This window comes from Alteromonas sp. 5E99-2, assembly GCF_017368475.1.
Lineage (GTDB): Bacteria > Pseudomonadota > Gammaproteobacteria > Enterobacterales > Alteromonadaceae > Alteromonas_F.
Genome location: NZ_JAFNJE010000001.1, coordinates 317,999 through 344,175, shown reverse-complemented (window position 1 = coordinate 344,175; position 26,177 = coordinate 317,999). Strand labels below are relative to the sequence as shown.

General features: G+C 41.2%; 18 protein-coding genes and 1 tRNA gene. 9 read left to right on the top strand and 10 right to left on the bottom strand.

Annotated features, from left to right (window positions below):
* Nucleotides 1–30: 30 nt before the first annotated feature.
* Nucleotides 31–1,113, bottom strand: coding sequence for a purine nucleoside permease (locus J3L16_RS01590; RefSeq protein WP_207611109.1), 1,083 nt, complete (start codon nt 1,111–1,113; stop codon nt 31–33).
* A 274-nt stretch (nt 1,114–1,387) separates the two neighbouring features.
* Between J3L16_RS01590 and J3L16_RS01585 the strand changes: the two genes are divergently transcribed.
* Complete coding sequence (locus tag J3L16_RS01585; RefSeq protein ID WP_207611108.1) at nt 1,388–1,837, top strand: hypothetical protein; 450 nt, start codon at nt 1,388–1,390, stop codon at nt 1,835–1,837.
* Between the two features lie 293 nt (nt 1,838–2,130).
* Here J3L16_RS01585 and J3L16_RS01580 read toward each other — a convergent pair.
* A tRNA-Leu gene (locus tag J3L16_RS01580) sits at nt 2,131–2,217 on the bottom strand.
* Between the two features lie 342 nt (nt 2,218–2,559).
* Here J3L16_RS01580 and J3L16_RS01575 point away from each other — a divergent pair.
* The 4 genes from J3L16_RS01575 to J3L16_RS01560 all read left to right on the top strand — a co-directional run bounded on the left by J3L16_RS01575 (nt 2,560) and on the right by J3L16_RS01560 (nt 8,471).
* Nucleotides 2,560–4,437 (top strand): tetratricopeptide repeat-containing diguanylate cyclase, encoded by a 1,878-nt coding sequence (locus tag J3L16_RS01575; protein WP_207611107.1) that lies wholly within the window; start codon nt 2,560–2,562, stop codon nt 4,435–4,437.
* Nucleotides 4,438–4,446: 9 nt separating this feature from the next.
* Nucleotides 4,447–5,358 (top strand): sulfotransferase family protein, encoded by a 912-nt coding sequence (locus tag J3L16_RS01570; protein WP_207611106.1) that lies wholly within the window; start codon nt 4,447–4,449, stop codon nt 5,356–5,358.
* A gap of 81 nt (nt 5,359–5,439) precedes the next feature.
* Nucleotides 5,440–6,228 (top strand): formate dehydrogenase accessory sulfurtransferase FdhD, encoded by a 789-nt coding sequence (gene fdhD / locus J3L16_RS01565; RefSeq protein WP_207611105.1) that lies wholly within the window; start codon nt 5,440–5,442, stop codon nt 6,226–6,228.
* Nucleotides 6,225–8,471, top strand: coding sequence for an FdhF/YdeP family oxidoreductase (locus J3L16_RS01560; protein WP_207611104.1), 2,247 nt, complete (start codon nt 6,225–6,227; stop codon nt 8,469–8,471). Before fdhD ends, J3L16_RS01560 begins: the two co-directional genes overlap by 4 nt.
* Here J3L16_RS01560 and fghA read toward each other — a convergent pair.
* Nucleotides 8,460–9,302 carry an S-formylglutathione hydrolase gene (fghA, locus tag J3L16_RS01555; protein ID WP_347564625.1) on the bottom strand — a complete coding sequence of 281 codons (843 nt, stop codon included), beginning with the start codon at nt 9,300–9,302 and terminating at the stop codon, nt 8,460–8,462. The two genes, J3L16_RS01560 and fghA, sit on opposite strands and share 12 nt — an antisense overlap.
* 15 nt (nt 9,303–9,317) lie before the next feature.
* Nucleotides 9,318–10,424 carry an S-(hydroxymethyl)glutathione dehydrogenase/class III alcohol dehydrogenase gene (locus tag J3L16_RS01550; protein ID WP_207611103.1) on the bottom strand — a complete coding sequence of 369 codons (1,107 nt, stop codon included), beginning with the start codon at nt 10,422–10,424 and terminating at the stop codon, nt 9,318–9,320.
* Between the two features lie 91 nt (nt 10,425–10,515).
* Here J3L16_RS01550 and J3L16_RS01545 point away from each other — a divergent pair, with 91 nt between their 5' ends.
* Both J3L16_RS01545 and J3L16_RS01540 read left to right on the top strand, forming a co-directional pair.
* On the top strand, nt 10,516–11,019 hold the full coding sequence (locus J3L16_RS01545) for an RDD family protein (RefSeq protein WP_207611102.1): 504 nt from the start codon (nt 10,516–10,518) through the stop codon (nt 11,017–11,019).
* Nucleotides 11,020–11,140: 121 nt separating this feature from the next.
* Nucleotides 11,141–15,439 carry a DEAD/DEAH box helicase gene (locus tag J3L16_RS01540; protein WP_207611101.1) on the top strand — a complete coding sequence of 1,433 codons (4,299 nt, stop codon included), beginning with the start codon at nt 11,141–11,143 and terminating at the stop codon, nt 15,437–15,439.
* Nucleotides 15,440–15,459: 20 nt separating this feature from the next.
* Here the strand turns inward: J3L16_RS01540 and J3L16_RS01535 are convergent, their stop codons facing one another.
* The 4 genes from J3L16_RS01535 to J3L16_RS01520 all read right to left on the bottom strand — a co-directional run bounded on the left by J3L16_RS01535 (nt 15,460) and on the right by J3L16_RS01520 (nt 20,773).
* Complete coding sequence (locus J3L16_RS01535) at nt 15,460–16,176, bottom strand: HupE/UreJ family protein (protein ID WP_207611100.1); 717 nt, start codon at nt 16,174–16,176, stop codon at nt 15,460–15,462.
* Nucleotides 16,177–16,266: 90 nt separating this feature from the next.
* Nucleotides 16,267–18,498, bottom strand: a complete 2,232-nt coding sequence (locus J3L16_RS01530; RefSeq protein WP_207611099.1) for a M3 family metallopeptidase — start codon at nt 18,496–18,498, stop codon at nt 16,267–16,269.
* Between the two features lie 32 nt (nt 18,499–18,530).
* The gene (folE2, locus tag J3L16_RS01525; protein ID WP_207611098.1) at nt 18,531–19,436 is read right to left on the bottom strand and encodes a GTP cyclohydrolase FolE2; all 906 of its coding nucleotides are present in this window, start codon (nt 19,434–19,436) and stop codon (nt 18,531–18,533) included.
* 8 nt (nt 19,437–19,444) lie between these two features.
* Complete coding sequence (locus J3L16_RS01520; RefSeq protein WP_207611097.1) at nt 19,445–20,773, bottom strand: dihydroorotase; 1,329 nt, start codon at nt 20,771–20,773, stop codon at nt 19,445–19,447.
* Between the two features lie 545 nt (nt 20,774–21,318).
* Here J3L16_RS01520 and J3L16_RS01515 point away from each other — a divergent pair.
* On the top strand, nt 21,319–22,320 hold the full coding sequence (locus J3L16_RS01515; protein WP_207611096.1) for a GGDEF domain-containing protein: 1,002 nt from the start codon (nt 21,319–21,321) through the stop codon (nt 22,318–22,320).
* Between the two features lie 5 nt (nt 22,321–22,325).
* Here J3L16_RS01515 and lptG read toward each other — a convergent pair whose 3' ends face one another.
* Together lptG and lptF are read right to left on the bottom strand one after the other, a co-directional pair.
* On the bottom strand, nt 22,326–23,390 hold the full coding sequence (gene lptG, locus J3L16_RS01510) for an LPS export ABC transporter permease LptG (protein WP_207611095.1): 1,065 nt from the start codon (nt 23,388–23,390) through the stop codon (nt 22,326–22,328).
* Nucleotides 23,387–24,487: an LPS export ABC transporter permease LptF gene (lptF, locus tag J3L16_RS01505; RefSeq protein ID WP_207611094.1), complete on the bottom strand. Its 1,101-nt coding sequence runs from the start codon at nt 24,485–24,487 to the stop codon at nt 23,387–23,389. The genes lptG and lptF overlap by 4 nt, the downstream gene beginning before the upstream one ends.
* Before the next feature lie 182 nt (nt 24,488–24,669).
* Here lptF and pepA point away from each other — a divergent pair, with 182 nt between their 5' ends.
* Nucleotides 24,670–26,175 carry a leucyl aminopeptidase gene (gene pepA, locus J3L16_RS01500; RefSeq protein ID WP_207611093.1) on the top strand — a complete coding sequence of 502 codons (1,506 nt, stop codon included), beginning with the start codon at nt 24,670–24,672 and terminating at the stop codon, nt 26,173–26,175.
* The last annotated feature ends 2 nt before the right edge of the window (nt 26,176–26,177 follow it).

Sequence of the window (26,177 nt, the reverse complement as noted above, 5' to 3'; positions counted from 1 at the left end):
TATACGATAAATTGAAAGCGCCTTTTGGCGCTACTTAGATGGGGGATCTATTTTATAGCTGTCCCAATTATCGACAATTTCGTCTAAAACAGTGCTGCCTACCACATAAGCTGCGTTAAGTGCGGGGTTCATGCCAGCGTAGCCAGCTTCTGCGCTTTCAGCGGCTAAATTTTGTGCTGCGGTTAGCCCTGGAGGCTGCATAGTGAAATTACTTGCCGTTCGCAATACCATGAATCGAGATTTATCTGCTTTTCCTGCATTGGTGAGATAAATCAAAGCTTGATAACTGCCCGTATCTTCCATCGCTGAAGTTACAAAATTACCCTTGCCTTTAGTCCAATATTGGGTCCAGTCATTTGCCCACTGGTTCATTAATTTACCGTGCCAGAAAGTCGATGCGGCGACCTGATCGCCCTTAATGACTTTTGGCGGCTCTAATGCTAGTGGGTGTTCAACATACTGGGAACGAAGATGGAGCATTGCATCTGTGTCTTGAAGCTTAATGTTTTTTGTTAAGTCAAAGGCCCAGTTTACTAGTCCACCATTTAACTGATAGAACTCACCATTTGGAGCGTGATGAGTGTTTGTTGATTGTTGCGTGGGGTAGGGCTCATTGGCAAAAAGAGGAAAGTAGCCAGTGGTCCAATCTTTAGGTATTTCTCTTGAGTCTATTTCATGTGCGAGGTCGCCATCGATTATATATTCCGCCCACGCTGCTGTTCCAAGGGTGCCATCCTCAGGATCGATACCTGCTATCCCTGCAACTAACCAATAAGCATGAGTAAAATCAAAGCGAGGGTCTAAACCTAATGCCATTATCGCTGTGGATGCTTTAGCCATACCCATCCCTGTGACAATGCCAAGAACGCCTTTCTCTGTATTGAGATACAAGTCATGATGGCCTTGTGGGAACTCAAATTTTTTATTTAGTCCGTAGTTTTCTTTCCATAATTGAAATTCTCCGGGTTTGTCTCCTTCATCCTCACCTATTTCAAACATGGTAATTACCACGGCTTTAATTTCTATAGGTGAGCCGCTTTCACTTGTTGGAGCTTCAGAAGTGCAAGCGGTAATTGCCACCATGCTCAATATTAATATTATAAGTTTTTTCATGGGTTCGTACCTTAAAAAGCATGTTTTACTGATCATGCCGTTTATTAAAATGATATTGCTAAGTTCAAAATTCAAAGATACCACATAGATAATAAATTCAGCGGTTATTTACAAGAACAAGTTTTAGCAACATGTAACCTCCACAATTTCTCCACATTGTTTTTTATTACCTTATATATACTTTATATTGCGAATTGCCGATATGAGGTGAATAAGGGTAGTCAGGCAACGTCGTAAAACGCATTTTAATCACAATATTTTGTAGGAATACATTATGGTAGATTCAGTAAGTAATAGCAGTTTTAGACCACCACCTCCACCCCAAGCTCGGGAAGCTTCACTAGATGAAGAACAAACCGCGTTGATTCAGGATACTCTGAGTAACTTCGATGCAAATAATTTAAGCAGTGAAGATGCGGCGAGCATTGTTGAAACCTTCTCGGATGCTGGCGTAACCCCCAGTGCTGAATTCGCGAGCTTGTTAGAAGAGTCTGGGTTTGACGCACAAACAATCGGTGATTTAGCCGGTGCGGGCGGACCACCACCTCCGCGTCCTAACCCGACAGCACAAGATCAAGGTGTTGATCTTTCATCGGTCGCAGATTATCTAGATAGCCTAACGTCTGAGTCAGACGATTCATTGTCGTCAACCGATATCGCAACCCAAATTGCACAACAATTTGGCCTAAGTGAAGACCAACAACTTATTAGTGTTACGGCTTAATCACTTTTATGAACGAGGTGACTATAGAAACATAGTTTGTAGGCATTATTTCCACATGCCTCTTACTATGGTGTTTGGGCAGGCTATTTAGCCTGCCTTTTTTATTGGCGCTAATTATTCCATCATTTGTATATTTTCAGAATATTAAGGCTGAAGTAGCGAATGAATTTATTAACTCGTTAGCATACAAAGAGAGTATAGTTTTAGGAATTTTAACAGTATTAGAAATAACGAGATGAATGATTATCTCTTGTCTAGCTGATAGAGTTTAAACTTATATCTTCGATAAGATATGGTACCAGAGGCCGGACTTGAACCGGCACACCATTACTGGCGGTGGATTTTGAATCCACTGCGTCTACCAATTCCGCCACTCTGGCACTGAGGACTACATTTTGGGTAGGTCGCGAATTATAGCGAGGTGATTGCTTGTTGCAAGTCGTTTTTCGCATTCTAGTGTTAATTGTTTATAAGTTAATCGTTATTTCGATTTTTATGGTGACCTAAGCATTGTTAACTATTGCAAAAAACAAAGTGTTATTGGTAATCGTGTCTTTATTTTGATTCAGTAAATGGATGCTTTATCGAGATTGTGTTCAATAATATTGACAGATAACATATTTATTCCATGTTGATTTTTAAATGCATAATACTAGCCTTGTTGTTATATTGATTTATAACGCAAGATTACGTAACAAGGTTTTTTTGTAATTAAACTATTTATGTTAGGCATCTTATTGCAGTGCTTTCTGGTTACTTTCAGTGCATATGCAGTAGCAGATAAAATTTCCACGGAAGTTGAGATGATTTCAACCATCTCATCCCTTCATAGTGAAGAAACTGATTCGCCGGTTGATTCCCTATCTTCGTTAGAGCCACTATTAGAAAGCATCGAAGATAACCACTGGGATTTGGCGCGTATTGAAGGCTTAGTGTTGAAGGCTGAGCTTTTACTTTATTTAAATGAAGTTAAAACAGCAGAAGAAGTACTTCAAAAAATAAAACTGTTAGCAAACAACAATATTCCCGAAACGACATCTATTCGAATTAATTTATTGCATTTAGAGTTGTTGAATAATGAAGCGAAAGTTATGGAAATATTGAATTTGCACAAGACGCTTTATCAACAAATATCGACTTCGGACGATTCATTTATAAAAGCCAAAGTGTACCTAAGTATTGGTGCTAGCCTATATTTATTAGAGCTTTTCGATGGGGCAATTGAAGAGTTAACCAAAGGGTATGAGATATATAAACTCGATGGCAATCAATTTGGAATGATAGATGCGTTAAATTCGTTAGCATCTGTATACACAGAGTTAAAAGATTACAAATTGGCATTAGAATATCACAATGAAGCTTATGATTATGTGATAGACAAAGGCAATACCTATGCACAAAGTATTTTGGAATACAATATTGCAGGGAATTACGCCAAATTAGAGGATTATTCTAATGCCATCGAATTTTATACGAAAGCTAAAACTTCTGGCGAAAGCGCAGATTTTGCCGCAATAAGCTTTTTTTCAGAGCACCGCACAGCTTCAATTTATTTAATTCAAGAAATGTGGGAAGAAGCGGTTTCGCTTCTTTTACGGGTAGAGCAATATTACGCCAAAACTAATGACAATATTTTTCAGTTTGATGCTATCAACGATATTGTTAAAGCCTATATAGGAATGTCAGATCTAGATAGCGCAACGACTTATTTATTAAAAAGTAAGGCATTACTGACAGAGTTGCATACTCCTAGAAGGCAAATAATGCACAACACAGTTGCTGCATCTTTAGCCTATAAGAAAGGTGAATACAAATCAGGGTTCGAGGTACTAAATAAAAATATTGAATTAATTGAGCAACAGTTTGAAGAACAGCAAAAACAAAACGCACAGAAACTGAAGGTAAGGTTTGATACAGAGCTTATAGAGAGTCGCAACACAGCCTTAATAGAAAGCCGAAAATTAGACGCCATTATTATCTCCAAGCAACAAAACATGATGAAAGCCTGGTTTCTAATTTTCTGTTTGGGAGTTTTACTTGTTTTGACAATATTTTGGGCGCTTCACAATAAAGAAAAGCAAAGGGAGCTATTTGAACGATTAGCTATGACCGATCCTTTAACGGAGGCTCCCAATCGCAGGGCCATTTTAGCGTTCGCAGATCAGCAAATCACTAAAACCGAATTAAACCCGAAACATAACTTTTTTGTTGGAATTGCAGATCTAGATAAATTTAAACAATTTAATGACACCTATGGTCATGATGCGGGCGATTTTATTTTACGACTTTTTGCCAAAGCATGTAAAAAAACGATGAAAAAAGGGGATGAATTTGGTCGATTTGGTGGCGAGGAATGGTTGTTTGTTTTTTGCAATTCCACTGAAAGTGAAATTGAAACCGTATTTGAAAATATAAAAACGTATTTAGGAAAACAAGTGGTTCAAGGTGTACCCGATAGTTATGACATTACGTTCTCGATGGGCGTGGCTAAATTTGATGCAAACTCGGGGAACAGTTTAAGAGACGTAATCAACTGTGCTGATGCAATGATGTACAAGGCTAAAACAACGGGCCGCAACAAACTAATTAGCAGTACTTAATGGTTCTAAATGCGAAATAAAACAATTGAATTTCACGACGAAATAAACGGATTACTGAAACCTTTCACTCAATCAAATCAAAAAAAGTTAAAGCTGATTATTCATGTGGGGACGCCCAAAACGGGTACTACAAGTTTACAAACTTACCTTGATAAAAAGCAGCGAAAACTCAGAGGGAAAGGAATTTTATACCCTCATAACCTAGATAAAGTGCAAAACCCCACTGCGCCAAGGCACCATTGGTTTGAAAAGAACTTGGTGACAACACACCATACTCATTTCTTAGAAAACATTAAAAACCTAATATCCCAAATTAAAGACGATACCCACACCATCATACTATCATCTGAAGGTATTTATAATTCATGGTGGGATTTACCCGAAGCGTCAAAAGAATTGTTATCCGTTTTAGCTGAATTGTTTGATACCCATATTTGGGTGTGGTTTAGAGAGCCAGTGGGCTTTATTGAGAGTTTTTATAAGCAATGTATACGCAACCCAGAAGTGATGGGAAACCCTTGTTATGGAAAAGATTTATCCCTTTCTCAGATGTTAGAGATTGAATGGTTTTCTCAACATTTAGATTACCAAGGTTTTGTTTCTCAATGCGAAGCTCTATTTGGTGAAACCAAGGTGTCAGTCTTTCAATATCACGGCGACATAGTACAAGAAGTGATGGCTAAGTTGGGTTTGGCTACACCTCATGACAACCCAACACCAAGACAAAACCAAAGTTTAAATAGTGTTTCTATTGCATTGTTAAGAACTTTAAACCAGTTTGAACTTTCGGCAAAAGACAAAGAGCAGTTAATACCTCACCTTAAAGAGATTAATCGTATTACAAACCATAAAAACACCTCATTAGTTGATGACCGCATTAAAAATCGAATTTTAGCTATGGCGAAACCAGTTGCATTTTAATGCTATAGCACATTGTCTGGTACTCTCATTTGCATTAGAGTGCCGTTAACTTATTGCTAATCTGACGTATTACTGAGTGTTATGAATAATTTAGCCCAAGAAGTGCCATTAGCCATAGTGTTAAACGGGATTAATTTTTCGGTCATTCTGGTTAGCCCCTTCGACTTAGATGATTTTATTTTTGGCTATTTGCACAGTGAATCTGTTATTAGGGCCAAACATGACATTCACGATATTGATATTCATGTGAGTAACGAACTGCCTGATTACGGGGCATTAATTGCTGAAGTTACTTTGTCTAATCGTAGTTTGAGTGGGCTCCAAAAACGACAACGCACATTAAAAGGCGCATCGGGGTGTGGGTTGTGCGGTACTGAATCTTTAGTCGCAGCATTTCCAGAATTAACCGCGATAAACTACTCCTCAAACATCACTTTAGCTAGTTTAAGTGGGGTAAAGGAACAATTAAGAGAACATCAGCATAGAGCTGATTCTACGGGGGCATTACACGGAGCGTTTTGGTTATCTAACGTCGGTGAAATTAGCATTTGCAGAGAAGATATTGGCCGTCATAATGCACTGGATAAGTTACTTGGCTATCTGTTAGCTCAACGCATTTCAGTGAAAAGTGGTGCTGTGTTGGTAACTAGCCGCTGTGGCATTGAATTGGTGCAAAAAACCGTGCTGATGGGCGTTCCTACGTTAATTAGCCTTGCGTCACCTACTCAGTTTGCCGTTACTTTTGCGAGAAAATATGGCTTAACTCTTATTCACGTTCCTAAGCAGGACGAACCTTACTACTTAGTGCAGCATGTAAATAAGGGTGTTGAAGCGCCTGATTTTGAAAAAATTTGTGAGTTAAAACTATGAGCCAAAATAAAGCCGGTGGTTTACCTTCATTAAAGTCGACTGCATCGTCGTTACTGCGAAGTAAGCGAGTAAAACAAAATATTAAAAATTTACTCAAGGTTAACCAAACAGACGGGTTTGACTGCCCAGGTTGTGCCTGGGGTGATGATAAAACGGGGCGTTTTAAGTTTTGTGAAAATGGCGCAAAAGCGGTTGCTTGGGAATCCACCGACTTAAAAGTAGGCGCTGAATTTTTTGCGCAATATTCAGTTAGTGAATTAATGCAACAAAGCGACCATTGGTTAGAATCTCAAGGGCGTTTAGCACAGCCAGTTAAATACAATAAAAGTACAGATCACTACGAACCCATAACGTGGGAAAAGGCCTTTCAGTTTGTTGCAACGGCTATTCAAAAACTGTCTCCCAATCAAATTGAGTTTTATACTTCGGGCCGAGCAAGCAATGAAGCTGCGTTTTTATATCAGCTATTCGCCCGTAGCTTGGGGACGAATAACTTCCCTGACTGTTCCAATATGTGCCACGAAGCCAGTGGTGTTGCCCTTACTGAATCTATTGGAATTGGCAAAGGGACGGTTACCTTAGACGACTTTAACCACGCTGATGCTATTTTTGTATTTGGGCAAAACCCAGGCACAAATCACCCAAGAATGATGAATGCACTGCGAAAGGCAGCCCGTAACAATTGCACTATTGTTAGCGTAAATAATTTGAAGGAAGTGGCCCTAGAACGGTTTGCAAGCCCTCAAGATCCTATTGAATTACTCACTCCTGCGGCAACAACAATAAGCCATTTGTATTTAACTCCTAAATTAGGCGGCGACTTTGCACTAGTGCGAGGTATGGTTAAAGCGCTGGTGGAGCAAAACACGGCTTTTAATACTGAATTCATAGAAAGCCAGACGCAAGGTGTTGATGATTACCTGAATGCGATAAAAGGCACCTCATGGTCACTTATCGAGGCGCAATCGGGTATTGATAAAGCCTCTATTTTTCAGGCTGCTGAATTATTCAGTAACGCTAAGCGCGTGATATCTACATGGGCTATGGGACTGACACAACACAAGCATTCGGTCATTGCCATACAAGAAATCATTAATTTGCATTTGTTATTTGGGCAAATTGGCCAAAAGGGCGCGGGTTTATGCCCTGTACGGGGACACAGCAACGTACAAGGTAATCGCACTGTTGGTATAAATGAAAAGCCTCCCATGGCGTTTTTAAACACGCTAGAAAAGGCAACAGGGCAGGCTATGCCAAAAGCCCACGGACATAACGTTGTGCAAGCGTTAAAGGCGCTGCATAGCAAACAAAGTAAAGCGTTAATATGTTTAGGTGGGAACTTAGCGGCGGCAGCCTCAGACACATTATTCACCTTTGATGCCATTCGCCAAGGGGAGTTACTCGTTAACATTGCAACCAAGTTGAACCGAACCCATTTGTTGGTCAGCGAAAATGCCGTTATTTTACCCTGCTTGGGGCGAACTGAAATTGATATGCAGGCCTCTGGGCCACAAGTTATTACTGTGGAAGATACCTTCTCTATGGTACATGGGTCTAAGGGCAGCACTCCGCCTGAAGGTTTAGATTGTTTATCTGAAACGGCAATAGTGGGCAACTTGGCTCAGGCCACTTTAGGCAATAAGCTTGTTGATTGGTTGAGTTTGGTTGACGATTACAGCCGCATACGAGATCTTATTGAAAAAACAGTAAAGGGCTTTAATGGCTTCAATAGTAAAATTGCCCAACCAGGAGGGTTTTACTTAGGCAATAGTGCGCGAGAGTTCAATTGGCAAACTCAATCAGGTAAGGCACAATTTTCGGCGTCGAGCTTACCCGAAAGTGTATTTGATGACGCGCTAGAGGCTGCCATACAAGCGCATAAATCCACTGTGTTCACACTTCAGACTTTGCGTTCTCACGACCAATACAATACCACTATTTACGGATTAGACGACCGTTACAGAGGCATAAAACAAGCTCGAGATGTGGTGTTTATTAATGAAAGTGATGCTAAAAAACTGAATATGTCTGATGGGCAAAAAGTAACCCTTACCGCGGTTGATGTCGAAGATGGAGGTATACCTCGTTTACTTGAAGGGTTTACCTTGGTTTTTTACGATATTCCCCAAGGAAATTTGGCTGCGTATTACCCTGAAACCAATATTTTGTTGGCCTTAGACAATGTAGGTGATCGTTCTTTCACACCTACATCTAAATCGATTCCTGTGATATTAACCGCTTAGTTTATCGGCATGCCAGGCGATATGTTCTGGCATAAAAGTGGCAATAAAATAATAGGAATGGTCGTAGCCCTCTTGCATCCGAATTGTGGCTGTTTGGTTTGTGTTTTCACACACAGTGCGCAAGTGTTCTGTACCTAATTGTTCCGCTAAAAAATTATCGGCAGTACCTTGGTCTACCAATATATCAGGTACTTTTGCGCCGTCTTCAATTAATGCGCAGGTGTCGTATTCCCGCCAAATTTCTGGGTTTGTTCCCAGATAACCCGACAGCGCTTTTTGTCCCCAGCTGCATTGCATAGGTGCAACAATGGGAGCAAAAGCAGATACAGATTTAAACTGTTCAGGGTTTCTAAGGGCAATGGTGAGGGCGCCGTGACCACCCATTGAATGACCGGTAATACTTTGGCGTTTTAAATCTACGGGAAAGGTTTGAGCAACCACTTCAGGGAGTTCTTTTTCAATGTAATCACGCATATGGTAATGCTGGTTAAAAGGCGGCTCTGTGGCATTCACATAAAACCCTGCGCCTAAGCCAAAGTCGTAATTGCCGTCTTTATCGTCGGGCACCTCATCACCTCGAGGGCTAGTATCAGGCGCAATAAAAATAATGCCGTGCTTAGCACAAGCTTGGCGAAAATCCCCTTTTTCGGTTACATTTGCGTGAGTACAGGTTAGCCCTGATAAATACCATAATACAGGTAACTTAGTACCGGCTTGGTGGTTGGGAACAAAGGCCGAAAACGTCATCGTGGTTCCTGTAACCTTAGACGGGTGTTCTACAACGTATTGGGTGCCTCCATTGGCACGCACTTGTGAAATAATCTTAATCACTGTTGTTAAGCTCCTTTAAAACACCACAACCGAGCGAATAGATTCACCTTTATGCATTAAATCAAAGGCTTTGTTGATATCTTCCAATTTGAATGTGTGAGTGATCATAGGGTCGATTTCAATTTTCCCGTCCATGTACCAATCAACTATTTTAGGTGTATCAGTACGACCTCTAGCGCCACCAAAAGCGGTACCTTTCCATACGCGGCCTGTGACCAGTTGAAACGGGCGGGTCGATATTTCTGCGCCAGCAGGGGCTACCCCAATGACAATACTTTCTCCCCAGCCACGGTGACAACACTCTAAGGCTTGACGCATAACATCTACGTTACCTGTACAGTCAAAGGAATAGTCAGCGCCGCCGTCGGTTAAGGCAACAATATGTTCTACTACGTTTTCAACGTTTAGCGGGTTTACAAAATCGGTCATACCAAATTTGCGACCCCATTCTTCTTTACTGTCGTTTAGGTCAACACCAATGATTTTGTTAGCACCAACCATGCGAGCACCTTGAATTACATTTAATCCAATACCGCCTAGACCAAATACCACCACATTCGAACCTGCAGTGACCTTGGCTGTATTAACTACAGCGCCTACCCCTGTTGTTACACCACAACCCACATAACAGGCTTTTTCAAACGGCGCGTCTTTGCGAATTTTGGCTAAGGCAATTTCAGGCAATACAGTGAAATTTGAAAAGGTAGAACACCCCATGTAATGGAAAATAGGTTTACCTTGGTAGCTAAATCGGGATGTACCATCGGGCATAACACCTTTACCTTGGGTAGCGCGAATAGAGGTACATAAATTTGATTTTTGGCTCAAACAGGTTTTGCACTCACGGCATTCGGGCGTGTACAAAGGAATAACGTGATCACCCTCTTTTACACTGGTTACGCCTTTGCCGACTTCGCGAACAATGCCTGCACCTTCGTGGCCTAAAACAGAAGGGAATATGCCTTCACTATCATGACCATCTAAGGTGTAAGCGTCAGTGTGGCAAATACCAGTAGCAATAATTTCTACTAATACTTCGCCTTCTTTTGGTCCTTCTAAATCCAGTTCTACAATTTCAAGAGGTTGGTTAGGTGCAAAGGCAACAGCAGCGCGGGTTTTCATGTTATTCTCCGGGATATCAATAATACTTATGCGTTATTACGCAGACCTTAAGTGTGACACACATTCCATTAAATACCTTGACGTTTTTATCATGAAAAATACACAGAACAGCGCAAAAGTAAGGGCAGGCTTTTTCAAACGTTTAGCGGCCATGGTTTACGACACCTTAGTTGCAACGGCAATTGCTATCTTGTCTGCAATGTTAATGTCAGGAATATTAGTACTCTTGTTGAATACGGGTATTTTACCTATGGGAGCGGCACAGCACCCTAGTGAAGCCATTCAAGAGTCATGGTTGTACACAGGTATTATTCAAATCTGGAGCTTACTTTGGATGGTATGCTTTTTCTTGTGGTTTTGGAAAAATGGAGGGCAAACCCTTGGTATGCGAGCATGGCGTTTACGCTTGTTTTCATCTAACGAAAAACCCGTCACATGGACTCGTTTGCTGTCGCGTGCAATATCATCACTGCTGGGTTTAGGTACCTTATGGTTGTTGGTAAACAGAAAACAAAAGTTGGCACTGCAAGACAAAGTGTCGAGCATTGAAATACTCGAACTCACTAAGCATGATAATGATCATAAGAATTGGTAACCATCACTTGTAGAGTGAATTAGCTTCCCTTCATCAATTACGAAGAAAACAAGTCTGGCGAATTGTTTGCCTTACACATTTCTGATAGTTTTCTAGTATCAGCTTCCTACCTATTATTTCTATGCGCCTTTCGGATTTAATCCAGCCTAATACTCACCAGAAAATTGACGAGTTATACCAAGTTTATGCGCGTCTGCCTTCATCAGAGCAACATTTATTAATGGTGTTAGCTGTGATTTATAAACCCATTGGCGTTGCTAAATTTGAACAACTTGTAGATACACTTCGCGGACATGGTTTTTTATTGGAAGAAAGAGCCGCTTACCGCCTGACACCAGAACGTAAAAAGCACCTTGTTACTTTAAAACTGCTCATAAGCGGCAAAGAAGGGGTGACTGTTAGCCCTTTGTTAGCGAATCGCTTAACACAAGAAATAGAGCAGCTACCTTGTGATTTTGATAGTACATTACTGACCAAATTTGAGTATGTGATAAGTCTTGCAGAAAAAGTGGTACCGGTAATGCGCACTAACACATGGCAAGATAAACATGCAGATCAACAGCGGGTTATTCGGGATTTTTATTTCACCAATAATATGCCTTTGGTTGAAAAAGCGTTGGCATTCAATAAAAACCCGCAAATTGTGTCTCATGGGAATAATAGAATATTAATTGAAGCGTTATTTTTACCCTTTGATTTTTCTTCCTTTATGGCCTTGCCTGCTGTTGTGCGATTTAATGCTCTTGCGAGTTTAATTCGACTGTTTCAGGTTGAAGGGCAGAATCTTGATTACCCCATTCATTTGTTAGAGCAAGTGTGCGGAGCACTAGCTGCAAGCAGAGAGAGTGTTTTTGATAATGCGTGTAAGCATTTACTAGCGGAACAATACCTTTTTCAAAAGCGCTTTGATGATTTCAAACGCACGCTATCCACCCAAGATCCCAGCACTTACGGTTTACAGCTTTGGGCCGCCTATGCTTTTTTAACCGGAGACAATCAGCGTGCTATCGAGTATTTTGAAAAAGCGTTATTAGCTAAAAATAAACTTACAAAACGCAAAAAGCCGTATTTAAATGAAGTGCTTGGTTACTTTTACAAACTTGCATTACTGATACAGGCAAATCAATCCGAAGCTAATTACTTCGGGGCCGTTTTACAGCAAATTGACAACGAAGAAGCTGACCGAAGGGTTGATAGTGACTTTTATAGCCTGAGTTTAGGCGTTGCTAAACCCGCACATTGCCTATCAACGGGCAGCAAATACAGTGTTCATATTGATTATAATTGTGTGTCCGAAGAGATTGATTTTTTCAATCATCAGTTGGGCTATTTTAACTATTTATTGGCTCACATTTGGTGTAACCAAAGCCGTGAATCTGAACTTGCTCAGGCATCTTTAACCTATAAAAAGCACTTTGAGCAGTTAGGTTATACCTTGTTTGCTGAACTGTGCGAACAATTAGCGAATCGCTTTAACAATGCTCCGGTACCAACTTCCGAATTAATGGATATTTCGGCGCAGGTTACGGTTAAAGCGCAGTGGGATTTAGCCCTAGATAAACTCATCGCACTTAACCCAAATACCCGTGCTTTAACATCAGATAAAGCAGACCTGCCTGTTAAGTCGGTTCGCTTAATTTGGGAGCTAGACAATAGCTTTGATAATCGCATTACGCCTAGAGAGCAAAAGTTGAATAAGTCGGGGTGGAGCAAAGGTCGTGTTGTATCGCTAAAACGATTGAAAGAAGAAACCGACACCTTTGCGTATTTAACCGATAGCGACAAAAAGCTGTGCCGTGCTATCGAAGCTTATCAAAGCTGGGGGTATTATCCAAAAACGGAATATGTACTGCAGGGAGTCAATGGTTTAGAAGCTGCAGTGGGTATAGATAACTTATACAACCAAGACGATTTAACACGTCCCATTGAACTAACTAAGCGTGAGCCTGAATTACTGGTAACAGAGCAAGGGGATGAGCTTTGCTTAAGTATTGCAGATTTGTCTGCCGCTGTGGCAGTGGATGAAGAGCACGACGAGGAAGACTTTAATGATCAGCCAGCTTATAGTTTAAAGCCTTTTTCAGAATACCAGTATCAGCTTACCGTGTTTTCTACTGAGCACCTTAAAGTCGCAAAAATTATAGGTGAAAGCGGTTTACTTATACCTGTGAGTGCAAAACAAAAAGCCCTTGATGGCATTGCGGCCATTGCTCCTTTTTTGAATATTCAATCGGACATTATGGAATTAGACACAGGGTTAGACAACCAAGCCTGTGATCCAAGTTTGTTTATTAATATTCAACCGAATCAAACCGGTTTTAGTTTTACCTGTGTGGTTATGCCTTTTGGTGAAGACGGGCCTTCGTATAAGCCCGGTGTTGGCAACGCTAGTCTAACTACTGATATTGCCGGAAAGCGGGTTGCGACTCAGCGAGATTTGGTACATGAAGAAGTGCTTTTGGACGAGTTGGATAAAGCCTGCCCCGCTTTTTTAAATATGTCTGGTAACGTATTAGCCGTCGACGATTTTCAGCAAGCATTAGAAGTATTAGAACAACTAGAAACCTGTATTAAACACAATAGTTTTGAATTAACGCTACGCTGGCCTAAAGGTAAAAAACTCAATCTAACGAGCACGTTTGATAGTGAACAGCTAACCCTTTCACTCGGTAAAAAAAGTGAGTGGTTTGACATTACGGGTAACCTGCAAGTCGATAACGAACAGGTTATCGAGTTACGCAAATTACTTGAACTAGTGAGTTCAAACAGTGGACGTTTTATTGAGTTGGGTAACGATCAAATTATTGCCTTATCTGCGGAACTGCGACAAAAACTAGATCAGATTAACCAAGTGACCGATGAGGGGACGTTTCACCCGTTAGCCAGTTTACATATAGAAGATGCCACTACGGGTATGCGCATGAAAACCCTGCATGCATGGGATCAACAAACTCAAAAAATGCATCAGGCTAACCAGATACAGCCTGTTGTTCCGTCTACCTTTAAAGCACAGCTACGAGACTATCAACTGGAAGGGTTTGATTGGGCATCTCGTTTGGCTCACTGGGGAGCGGGAGCCTGTTTGGCCGATGACATGGGGTTAGGTAAAACCTTGCAAGCGTTGGCAGTGCTGTTGTCTAGAGCGAGCCAAGGACCAAGTTTAGTTATTGCCCCCACATCAGTGTGCTTTAACTGGCAACAAGAAGCGCTAAAATTTACCCCAACGTTAAATATAAAGCTGTTTGCTGATGCAACCAATACGTCACAACGCGAAGCACTGCTAAGCGGGTTACAACCCTTCGATTGCGTAATTTTGAGTTACGGTTTATTGCAGCGAGAGAGCGATTTGTTAAAACAAGTACACTGGCACAGCATAGTCGCCGACGAAGCACAAGCCCTTAAAAATCCATTAGCTAAACGCACTAAAGCAGCTTATGCCCTAAAAGGTGATTTTAAAATGATCACCACAGGTACGCCTATCGAAAACGATTTAACTGAACTGTGGAGTTTATTTCGATTTATCAACCCCGGATTACTGGGCAATGTAAAACGTTTTGGTCAGCGTTATTCATTCCCGATTGAAAACGCAAAAGAAGACAAACTTGCGGCTCGAAAGGCTAGCCAAGGGTTAAAAGCGCTTATTCAGCCGTTTATCTTGCGGCGTATGAAAAACCAAGTATTAACTGAATTACCCTCGCGTACAGAAATTAATATTCACGTAGAGATGAGCCAAAAAGAAAAAGACTTCTATGAAGCACTTAGGTTAAATGCAATCGACAACATTAGCCAAAGTGGTGGACAATCTCATGGGGGAACACAGCGCATTAAAATGCTGGCCGAGCTAATGAAGCTAAGGCAGGCATGCTGTAATCCAAAACTGGTTATGGCAGAAACAACATTACCCAGTGCTAAACTGGCTGCGCTAGATGAATTGCTCGATGAGCTTAGGCTGAACAATCACAAAGCACTGATTTTTAGTCAATTTGTAGGGCACCTGCAATTAATTAAACAGCACATTGAAGCTAAGGGATTCAGCTATCAATACCTAGATGGCGCGACGCCACAAAAAGATCGCCAAAAACGAGTAAACGCCTTTCAAGCAGGAAAAGGCGAACTGTTTTTAATTAGCTTAAAAGCCGGAGGTTTCGGTTTAAATCTAACTGCAGCAGACTATGTTATTCATATGGACCCCTGGTGGAATCCTGCGGTAGAAGAGCAAGCATCTGATAGAGCCCACCGCATGGGGCAAAAACGACCTGTAACCATATACCGTTTAATCACCCAAGGTACAATTGAAGAAAAAATTGTGGCCTTACATCAACATAAACGGGATTTGGCTGATAAATTGTTATCAGACAATGAAACGGCAACCAAGCTGTCAGTAGACGATATGCTCAATTTATTAAAAGAGACGTTTTGATTAGCGAATAAAAAGAACGGTTATAAAACCGTTCTTTCAATAAACCAAAATACCCCGACAGCGGCAATAAAAATGGAAACTGGAATTTGTACCCAGCGTCTATACCAAACCTTCTTTTGAATAAAGTAGGTCAATACGAATGCGGCTAAAATAATACTGATTTGGCCGAGTTCAACGCCAATATTAAACGCGAGTAAAGAGGGAATTAGATCGTTTTTGGGTAAGCCGTATTCACTTAATACCGCGGCAAAACCTAAACCGTGGAGTAATCCAAAACCAAATACCACTAGCGAGCGCCATTTAGATGCTTGTTTGAAAATACAGTTTTCAACTGCAATCCAGACAATGGAGAGTGCGATTAATGGTTCTACTATATGAGCGGGTACTGCGACTATGCCCAAGGACGCTACGCCCAATGTGATGGAGTGAGCTAGGGTAAACGCTGTCACTTGCCACAACAAAGACGCCAATACTAAGCTGGAAAAGAACAAACCTAAAATAAATAGAATATGATCTAAGCCTTTAGGAATAATGTGTTCGAAGCCTGCTTTCACATATAAAGAAAACTTTTGCTGCCATGACATAGACGCTAACTTTCGTTGTCGTTTACGTTTTAGCGCAGCTTGATATTCTGAGTCGATGACAGATGATTGAAGTTTTAGCTGGCCCTCTTCGATATCTAAAATGATGTCTTCATCTTGAGGGTGGGCGTGCACATTTGCCGTAAACAAAAGCATTATGAGAACGCACATTTGAATACAAGATTTAATTGGGCTAAATGAAATAAAAGGCCCGAAAACGGGCCTAAAGCTTGATAAATGCATGGGCTAGTCAGTGCTTCCGTCTAATCCGCGCACTTTCAGTAAGGCCTCAATTTGTGGCTCACGTCCTCTGAACTTCTTATACAAGGTCATGGCTTCTTCGGTAGAGCCTTTTTCATAAATATGAGTACGCAGCTTTTGTGCTAATTCAGGATCGAACACATTGCCCGTTTCCTTAAACGCAGCAAACCCATCAGAATCTAACACAGCTGAATGCACATAACTGTAATAACCCGACGCATATCCGCCAGCAAAGATGTGAGAGAAATAGGTTGAGCGATAGCGAGGACTAATTTCACCAATCAGACCAATTTTTTCCATAGACGCTTTTTCGAATTTGGCAGTGTCTTGCAATTCATCATCGGCAGTGAGTGTGTGCCAGTCCATATCAAGTAAGGATGCCGCTAGGTATTCCGTATTTGAAAATCCTTGATTGAATTTAGACGCTTTCAAAAGTTTAGCAATTAGCGCATCAGGAATGGCTTCACCGGTTTCATAATGGGTCGCAAAAGTTTTAAGAATTTCAGGCTCTGATGCCCAGTGTTCCATAATTTGCGCTGGGAATTCGGTGAAATCACGAGGGCCCGATGTACCAGACATACTTTGATAGGTTGTATTGGTAAGCAAGCCATGTAATGCGTGACCAAATTCATGGAACAAGGTAGTGACGTTCTCAAAGCTAAGTAGCGCAGGAGCATCGCCTACAGGGCCAGGGAAATTACAGACGTTGACCACAACAGGTCGTTCAACTTTATCTAAGTTTGATTGCCCTTTGAAGCTGCTCATCCAAGCGCCGCCACGTTTATTCGAACGGGTAAAGTAATCGCCAATAAAGACACCTAAATGGCTGCCGTCTTTGTCTTTAACTTCCCATACTCGTGCGTCTGGGTGATAAACGTCGATATCGTGAAGTTCAGTAAAGGTTAGCCCCCATAATTTATTCGAAGTGTCGAATACGCCTTTTAATACGTTATCTAGTGACAAGTAAGGTTTTAAGCTGGCTTCATCTAAGTCGTATTTGGCTTTGCGTACTTTTTCTGCGTACTGCCACCAATCCCACGCAGCAATAGTAAAGTCGTGACCTTCAGCATCTACTACTGCTTGCATGTCGGCAACTTCTTGTTTTGCTCGGTTCAGAGCTGGGTTCCACAACTGCATAAGTAAATCGTATACACCTTCTGGAGTTTTCACCATGCGCTCTTCAAGCACAAAATGGGCATGGGTTTCATATCCCATAATTTTAGCGCGCTGCGCTCTGAGCTGAGCTATCTTGGCGGCGACAATTTTGTTGTCGTTTTCGTTGTTGTTATCGCCGCGGTAAATATAGGCGTTGTAGAGCTTTTCTCTTAAATCTCGACGAGAAGATTCAGTAAGAAATGGGTACATACTTGAGCGGTGAGGAGTAAATACATATTTGTCTTTGTACTTAGCCTTGTCTTCCTCGCTCTCGGCTCCATCCATTTTTTGCTTGGCTGAATTTGCCGCAGCTTGAATGATGCCATCAGATAACCCTGCTAAATCGGCTTTGTCTAGGATTAGCTCAAAGCCATTGGTTTCTGCTAATAGGTTTTGGCCATATTCTGTGGTGAGTTCTGATAACTGAGAATTGACCTTAGTGATCTCTGCTTTTTGTTCTTCGGTGAGTAGTGCACCACTTCTTACAAATCCTTTACGGGTATCTTCTAAAAATTTTGTTTGTTCAGCCGTTAGGCTAAGGGTATCGCGAACTTGATATACGGTTTCAATACGCTTAAATAAATCTTCGTTTAAGCTTACTTTGTCGTAATGTGCTGACAATAACGGGCTTAGCTCTCGCTGTAACTCTTGCAGCTGAGGGTTTGTGTTTGAGCCTGCAAGGTTAAAAAATACGCGCTGTACTTTAACTAATAATTTTCCTGTCCGTTCTAATTCTTCAACGGTATTTGCAAAAGTGGCAGGTTCCGGATTTTTTACAATTGCATCGATTTCAGCAAGATGTTCATCCATGCCCTTAACAAAGGCTGGCATGTAATGTTCGTCTTTTATCCGGCTAAACGGCGGTATTTCAAAATCAGTTTTATAAGGGGTAAAAAATGGATTACTAACTTCGGTAGCAGCTGAACTTTGTTCGCTCTGAACGCTACTGGGCGTGCTAGATTGATTTTGTTCTGTATCCGCCTGTTTAGAACAAGCCCCTAACCCAGCAACAACCGAAAGCGCCAACAATGACGTCTTAAATTGCGTATTTATTATTTTCATTTTTTATTTTTCCTGTCGTGTTTTACTACATACTATTTTATTTTTTGATCAATAACGACTGCATTATGCGCATGTAAGCTTTCTTGGTGCTCTATTTTGAACCAGTAATCAATAATAAAGGTTGCTGATTCCATAAAACTTTTAATGCGCTTTGCTGCGTCTTCGCAAAACAATAAATTAGCGCCATTGCGTTTTGCAAATTCTTGTTCGTCTTCGCGCTTTACTGCGGTTTGAACTGGAGTACCTATGACATGTTCAAACTGCCAAATTAACTGGTCAAGAGTACCTAATTGGCACTGAGACACCTGCATTTTTATATACGCATAGGAACGTTGGTTATGTGGCGTTGCCAATGCATTAGATTTCGAAGTGATCCAGCTTAATAACTCTGACTTTTTAACCTTTTCATCTGGAAACTCCTGAGCAATAGATTCACCGATAAGCTGATTAGCAAGGGCGCTAGAGCATGGGCATGTACTTGAATAAGGAATCGTATATTCTACCCAAGACGTTGTTTTTTCTCGGCAACGCTGGTGGGTAATGACAAAAGAATAAGATTGGTAACCAGACAAGCCGCTTTTAAGTGCTTTTTTGTTTATTGGTAAGTCGAAAGAAAATACCACTTTAGCAGAGTCGCTAATGTCTTTATGAGAGTCTAAAAGTGTGCCCATTAAATGCTCAAGTCGTTCATGGGTTAGAACTTTATGTGCAAATTGCTCATTCAGTTGTAGATATAACCGAGACATATGAATGCCTTTAACATCGGCAGCCAAATTAACGAATATATCCACCATGGCGCTGGTGGCGACTAGGCTTCCATCAGAAAGCTTGAGTGTAACTGGCAAGCCGATTTTTTCCATGCCAACCCACTGTAGGGGAGAATTTAGATGATCAGAGGAGTGACGAGTAATATCGGGAAGTTGAGTTTCTATTTTCATAAGTTTGACTACTGACGGTTAAATGCAAGAGGAAGCGCGACAGACGTCCGACTAAACGAACTACCATCAAACACTTTTTGCCCGTTGACGAAGGTCGCAGCAATTTTGTGGCTAAAAGTATGACCATGAAATGGTGTCCATTTACACAAATAATGGCAATTATCGTGATGAACGGAAGTGGTTTGGTTAGGGTCGATTAATACTAAATCAGCAAAATAGCCTTCGCGAATAAAGCCTCGCTGCTCTATGTGATAGCGTTTTGCTGGGTTATGTGCGATTTTTTCAACAATTTTAGTCAGGCTTAATGCGCCGGATTGAGTGTGGTCGAGCAAACTCAATAATGCGTGTTGTACTAGCGGCAACCCTGCTGGGGCCTCTGAGTAAGGGACGGCTTTTTCTGCAAATGTGTGGGGCGCATGGTCGGTGGCAATTATATCAATACGGTTGTCGTTTATAGCTTGTATCAGGGCTAGTCGGTCACTTTCAGCTTTAATGGCAGGGTTGCACTTTATTAGATTTCCTAATGCTGAATAATGTGTTTGATTAAACCATAAATGATGAACACAGGCTTCCGCTGTTATTTTTTTATGTTCAATAGGACCTGCTTCAAATAATGCCATTTCTTTTGCTGTTGTAAGGTGAAGTACATGTAGGTCGCTATTGAATTTTTTTGCCAAATCCACGGCATAAGATGAAGATTGAAAACAGGCTTCGGCATCTCGTATTACAGGATGAACAGCGGGAACTAATGGACGTGTTGATAAAGCCGCTAAATTGTTACGAATGACCTCTCCGTTTTCACAATGGGTCACAATGAGGGTTGGACATTCTTTAAAAATTGCTTCTAAAGCGGTTGGATGCTCTACTAAAAGATCGCCCGTAGAGGCCCCCATAAATACCTTCACGCCACACACCCAGCTTGAATCAACTTGTTTGATTTGTTCAATATTGTTGGGCGTGGCCCCTAAATAAAATGAATAGTTTGCTAAAGACGTTTGCTTCGCAATGGTGTGTTTTTCTTTTAATGCGGCAATGGTAGTAGTTGATGGGTTCACATTGGGCATTTCCATATAGCTGGTGATACCGCCAGCTACTGCTGCGCGAGATTCGCTAGCTATGGTGCCCTTATGAGTTAAACCAGGTTCGCGAAAATGCACTTGGTCATCAATCATGCCTGGCAATAGCAACAATCCTTGGGTGTCATACACACGATCATTCTGATTTACCGAAATATGATTTTCTATTTGTATTATACGTTGGTTCTCAATTGCTAAATCAGATTCGAAAGTTTGATTTTCATTCACGATTGTTGCGTTTTTTATGATCAATTTTGGCATATATCTACTTAGGTGAACGGCGACAGGCTGACAAACTAGTTAGTGAAGCCAAATACAATTTAGTTATGTTATAACATAGCTTGAATGGCAGCAATCATAACTAATAAAATGAAGCTATTTAAATCGCTAGAGCACGAGAATAGCGGCTTAAGTAAATAAACTTTGGACTAGGCTTTCATTGCGTTTTATGTGAAGTCTATAGCGTGGGCAAAGCAGTACGTAATTTAGTGTTACTTTTTTATCAGATATTGATTGGAAATAAGCCTACTTTTGAATAAAATATGACCAGGTTGTAATCCTGTCTTCTAAATTGAATGTTTATGAAATTTTCAAAAAAATAGAGTAATGAATTCTTTTACGCTACTTTCAGCAATAGGTTTATATCTTGACTTTAATCTTGTTGGGAAATGTTTGGGTGAAACCTGTAATCACGGCCGATATAAAACGCAGTGATAACGTATATATTAATTTATACGACAAACAAAACAAATTAATATCCGAGCGAGCTAGGATATTCAAAATGCATTAGGGATTGAGCTGTTAAATTGAGTATTTTAAATTTTTTTCGCAAGACCAATAAATGGTTAGATGGAGCGGATTTTCTCATAAAATCAGCCTTTGGCGTTTCTATTGTTGCCTTTGTTATTCTCTTACCATTTGGTATTAATAATTTTATCCAAAGCCGTCTTATTAGTGGTGTGTTAGTGGTGAGTATTGCCTTGCTATGTTTATATAATGCGTGGTTAGGGTGGCGCGGAAAGTATTCTTTTCCGTTGAATTTCTTTGTTATTGCGCCAGCAATTACTCTGGGGTGTGCAAATGCAGTACTAACGTTAGGGGTGGTTGGCTCGTTTTGGTCATATTTAGCTATTTTTGCGGTTTATTTCACTTTGCCATTAGATAAGGCTAAATATGCAAGTGTTGCCGTTTTTTTAAGCTTAGCGTTTGCAGCTTGGTTTTCATTAGATTTCGACGTTTATACTCGTTTTACCGCGGTGTTATTAGGCGTCAGTTTCTTTATTTACATTTCAACAAGGGAAATTGCGGGTTATCAAAATAGGCTGCGAAAACAACTTGTTACTGATCCTCTTACCGGAACATTTAACCGAGTTACTTTAGCTGAGCGTTTAGATATGGCTATCGAAGAGTATGGCAGCGCAAGAACAGATGCAGCACTGTGCTTATTGGATGTAGACCATTTTAAAAGCATAAATGATAGCTACGGTCATGATATTGGTGATGAGGTTTTAATTAAATTATCACAATTTTTAATGTCAGTGATAGGTGATCAAAATAAGCTATTTAGAGTGGGCGGGGAAGAGTTCTTAATATTGATGCCAGGGATCGAATTGGAAAACGGACATAGAGCTGCAGAAGATATCCGTGCTGGAGTTGAACAATTGTCATTAATACCAAATCATTCCGTAACCGTTAGCATAGGTGTAACCGAAGTAGCCTCTGTTCTCGGTTGGAAAGAATGGATGAAGGCATCTGATGAAAAATTGTATATGGCTAAGCGAAATGGACGTAACCTAGTGGTTGTGTAAACGTGCTAACGCCTAAGTAAAAATGCCGCAACACCAGCAAATAATACACTTGGTAAAACAGCACCTAACAAGGGCGGTAACTGATATACCAAGCTTAGTGGGCCGAATACTTCATTGGAAATGAAAAAGCTGAAACCAACTAATACACCCATTATTACTCTAGCCCCCATTGAAACACTACGCAAAGGACCGAAAATAAAAGACAACGCCATCAGTACCATAACCGCCACAGAAAGGGGCTGAAATAGTTTGCGCCAAAAAGCCAGTTCGTAACGAGAAGAGTCTTGTCGGTTGTTATCGAGATAACTGATGTATTCATTTAACCCTCGTATAGAAAGAGCTTCTGGTTTTACCGCCACAATACCTAATTTGTCTGGCGTAAGACTAGAACGCCACTCTGCATTATCTAGGGATACCACATCAATGTGCTCTGGACGATAACTGGTCACAGTGACATCTTGTAATTGCCACCCATCGTCTTGGTTATATTTTGCTTGTTTGGCGTATATCATTTGCTCTAGTAGCAGGTTGTCGGCGAAGCGATACACTGTAACGTCAGCAGATAAGTTTTGAGTGATTACCTGGCCGATACTGACAAAATCAGATCCGTCTTTTGCCCACGTCAATTCGTCAGAGGCAAAAAGGCTACCGCCGGATAAGGCTTCAGTGCGGATTTGCTTGGCTTTGGCTTCGCTAATTGGAGTGATAAATTCACCCACAGCCATGATTACTATGATCATGATTGCACTGGCGCGCATAGCTGAATTAATGATATTCCAGCGGCTCATTCCCGATGCTTGCATAACAACCAATTCGCTACTGCTGGCTAATACGCCCATGCCGACTAATGCGCCGAGAAGTGTAGCCATTGGGAAAAACTGTTCAATTTCTCTAGGTAAACTCAGTAGAACATATAGGGCTGCAACCGTCATGTTATAGTCGCCTTCGCCTAGTTTTCTAAGTTGCTCTACAAATTTAATCAGTGCGCTTAGACCTACTAATATCGATAAAGTGAGAGTGACCGTGGATAATAACGTCCTTGCAATATAGCGATCTAGAATTGTGATCATGATTCACGTCTCGTTATCAATGCCCGTAGTTTCGAGCCTATTTTTCTGTCTCTAACTAGAAAAGCAAGAGCAATAATGAATAGAATAAAATGTACCCACCAAAGTGCTAGTTCATTGGGAATTTTTCCATCTTCTAATGCTCTTCGGCTAGCTAGTAGCAACAAAAAGTAGCCTAAATACAGCATAATAGCAGGAACCATTTTACCGAATCGACCGTTTCTAGGATTTACCGCGGCCAGTGGAACAGCAATCAGCATCAGCAAGGGAATCGATAGTGGAATAGCAAGTCGCCATTGTAACTCGGCAAAGTTTTCTTGGTTGCGCTCTTCTAGTAACGCAAGAGTCGACAGTGCAGTGGCTTTTTTTCGTTTTGTTTTCTCTGCTTCTTCACTAATTTGTATTTTATATTCATCGAAGGTTAGAACGCGGTAGTCTGCTTGCCCTTGGTTTCCTTCATATTGAATGCCATCTCTTAAAATTAAGTGTCGAGTTCCATCATTATCTAACTGGACTTCTCCACTCTTTGCATAGACAACTCTTACTTCTTGATCATCGGTTTGTTTTTGCGATAGAAATACCCGTTGCAATATTTCGTTTTTTGCATCGATATCATGGGCAAATATGACCGCTTGCTGGTTTCCTGTTTGTTGAAATCTTCCAGGGATTAACGCAGTCAAACCTGCTTCAGACGAAGCCTTTTCTTTTAGTGAGTACTCACTTTCTGCGGCGAGGGGCGCAAAATATAGTGTTATTGTCGCGGTGACGGCCATCACCACCACACTTAAGCTCAGCATAACCCTAGCAACGTACCATTCACTAACACCACACGCCCGAAATACGGTCATCTCACTGTCTACGTAAAGCCTTCCGTGAGCAAGCATAACCCCTAAATAGGCGCTAATCGGCAGAACCAAACTGGCGAGTATTGGGGTGTAAAGTGTTAAAAAACCTAGCACTAGTCCCGCGGGAATGTCGCCATCAGATGCGTCGCCTAAAACACGTACGAAGCGCAAGGTTATAAATATCGCCATGAGTATGAAAAACACGGCAACTTGTGACTTTACTGTTTCTTTAATTAGATATCGTGCAATTAGCATGTTATTTGTGTAGGAAAATAGGCATTAATAATGAAAAACTCGCTATTGTTGAGTAAACTACATGATTTGAAGCTTTTTGGCGAACAATGCGTATTATCAACTATTGCGTCGATATAATAAAATAATAAAAACGCTTAAGCCAAAGATTAGTCAGTTAGCGTCAGAACACAAGGTAAAATCCAGTGGAATTTTTTGTAAAAAGTGGAAGTCCAGAAAAACAGCGCAGCGCGTGTATTGTTGCAGGTGTATTTGAACCAAGACGTCTTTCTGCCGTTGCAGAACAGTTAGATGAACTGAGTGACGGCTATATCAGTAATTTGCTGCGTCGCGGTGATCTAGAAGGCAAAGCAGGCCAAATGTTGCTTTTACATCAAGTACCCAATGTGCCTAGCGAACGTGTATTACTGGTTGGTTGTGGAAAAGAGCGTGAACTAGATGAGCGCCAATACAAGCAAATCATTGCTAAAACTATCAAAACGCTGAACGAAACAGGCTCTATGGAAGCGGTATGCTTTTTAACTGAATTACATGTTAAAGGCAGAGATACGTATTGGAAAGTTCGTCAAGCAGTAGAAGCAGCGCAAGATTCGCTGTACACCTTTTTGCAATTGAAAACGAAAAAAGACGAGCCTCGCCGTCCATTGCGTAAAATGGTATTTAATGTTTCTACTCGTCGAGAGTTGCAAGAAGGTGAAAAAGCTATAGAGCATGCTATTGCAATTGCTAAAGGTGCAAAAGTAACTCGCGATGTTGCCAATATGCCGCCAAATATTTGTAACCCACTTTATTTATGGGAACAAGCTCAGCAGCTGGGTGAGCAATATGAAAAAATAACCACCGATGTTGTCGATGAAGCAAAAATGGCAGAGTTGGGTATGAATTCCTACTTAACGGTTGGTCGTGGTTCTGAAAATGAATCTATGATGAGCCTTATTCATTATAATGGTGGTGAAAAAGACGCAGCGCCTATTGTTTTCGTCGGTAAAGGTTTAACCTTCGACTCAGGTGGTATTTCAATTAAACCAGGCGCAGGCATGGACGAAATGAAGTACGACATGGGCGGAGCCGCTACCGTACTTGGCTTAATGCATACCATTGCTGCATTAGATTTACCGTTGAACGTTGTAGGCGTGTTAGCAGGCTGTGAAAACATGCCTGATGGGAACGCATATCGTCCCGGTGATGTACTTACCACTATGTCTGGTCAAACTGTTGAAGTGTTAAACACGGATGCGGAAGGTCGCTTAGTATTATGTGACGCATTGACTTATGTAGAGCGTTATCAACCTGAGACGGTTATTGATATTGCCACATTAACCGGCGCTTGTATTGTCGCTTTAGGTAGCTTTGCTACAGGTTTGATGAGCCAGCACAATCCACTGGCACACGAGTTGTTGAATGCCTCTGAGCAAAGCTCTGATCGCGCTTGGCGTTTACCTTTGTGGGATGAGTATCAAGAGCTTATCGAAAGCCCATTTGCTGATATAGCTAATGTTGGCGGACGTGCCGCAGGTACAATTACTGCTGGCTGTTTCTTAGCTAGATTCACTAAAAAGTATAACTGGGCGCATTTAGACATCGCTGGAACAGCTTGGAATAGCGGCGCCAAGAAAGGCGCTACTGGCCGTCCTGTGCCTATGCTGACACAATTTTTGCTAAATCGCTCAGGGCTTGCTCACGAAGATTAATA

What these genes read in the sequence shown, in the direction of transcription:
- J3L16_RS01540 (WP_207611101.1), top strand. Translation starts at nt 11,141, where the DNA reads ATGCGCCTTTCGGATTTAATCCAGCCTAATACTCACCAGAAAATTGAC.
- J3L16_RS01545 (WP_207611102.1), top strand. Translation starts at nt 10,516, where the DNA reads ATGAAAAATACACAGAACAGCGCAAAAGTAAGGGCAGGCTTTTTCAAA.
- J3L16_RS01530 (WP_207611099.1), bottom strand. Translation starts at nt 18,498, where the DNA reads ATGAAAATAATAAATACGCAATTTAAGACGTCATTGTTGGCGCTTTCG.
- J3L16_RS01575 (WP_207611107.1), top strand. Translation starts at nt 2,560, where the DNA reads ATGTTAGGCATCTTATTGCAGTGCTTTCTGGTTACTTTCAGTGCATAT.
- J3L16_RS01520 (WP_207611097.1), bottom strand. Translation starts at nt 20,773, where the DNA reads ATGCCAAAATTGATCATAAAAAACGCAACAATCGTGAATGAAAATCAA.
- J3L16_RS01590 (WP_207611109.1), bottom strand. Translation starts at nt 1,113, where the DNA reads ATGAAAAAACTTATAATATTAATATTGAGCATGGTGGCAATTACCGCT.
- J3L16_RS01550 (WP_207611103.1), bottom strand. Translation starts at nt 10,424, where the DNA reads ATGAAAACCCGCGCTGCTGTTGCCTTTGCACCTAACCAACCTCTTGAA.
- fdhD (WP_207611105.1), top strand. Translation starts at nt 5,440, where the DNA reads ATGAATAATTTAGCCCAAGAAGTGCCATTAGCCATAGTGTTAAACGGG.
- lptG (WP_207611095.1), bottom strand. Translation starts at nt 23,390, where the DNA reads ATGATCACAATTCTAGATCGCTATATTGCAAGGACGTTATTATCCACG.
- folE2 (WP_207611098.1), bottom strand. Translation starts at nt 19,436, where the DNA reads ATGAAAATAGAAACTCAACTTCCCGATATTACTCGTCACTCCTCTGAT.
- J3L16_RS01585 (WP_207611108.1), top strand. Translation starts at nt 1,388, where the DNA reads ATGGTAGATTCAGTAAGTAATAGCAGTTTTAGACCACCACCTCCACCC.
- lptF (WP_207611094.1), bottom strand. Translation starts at nt 24,487, where the DNA reads ATGCTAATTGCACGATATCTAATTAAAGAAACAGTAAAGTCACAAGTT.
- J3L16_RS01535 (WP_207611100.1), bottom strand. Translation starts at nt 16,176, where the DNA reads ATGCTTTTGTTTACGGCAAATGTGCACGCCCACCCTCAAGATGAAGAC.
- J3L16_RS01570 (WP_207611106.1), top strand. Translation starts at nt 4,447, where the DNA reads ATGCGAAATAAAACAATTGAATTTCACGACGAAATAAACGGATTACTG.
- J3L16_RS01560 (WP_207611104.1), top strand. Translation starts at nt 6,225, where the DNA reads ATGAGCCAAAATAAAGCCGGTGGTTTACCTTCATTAAAGTCGACTGCA.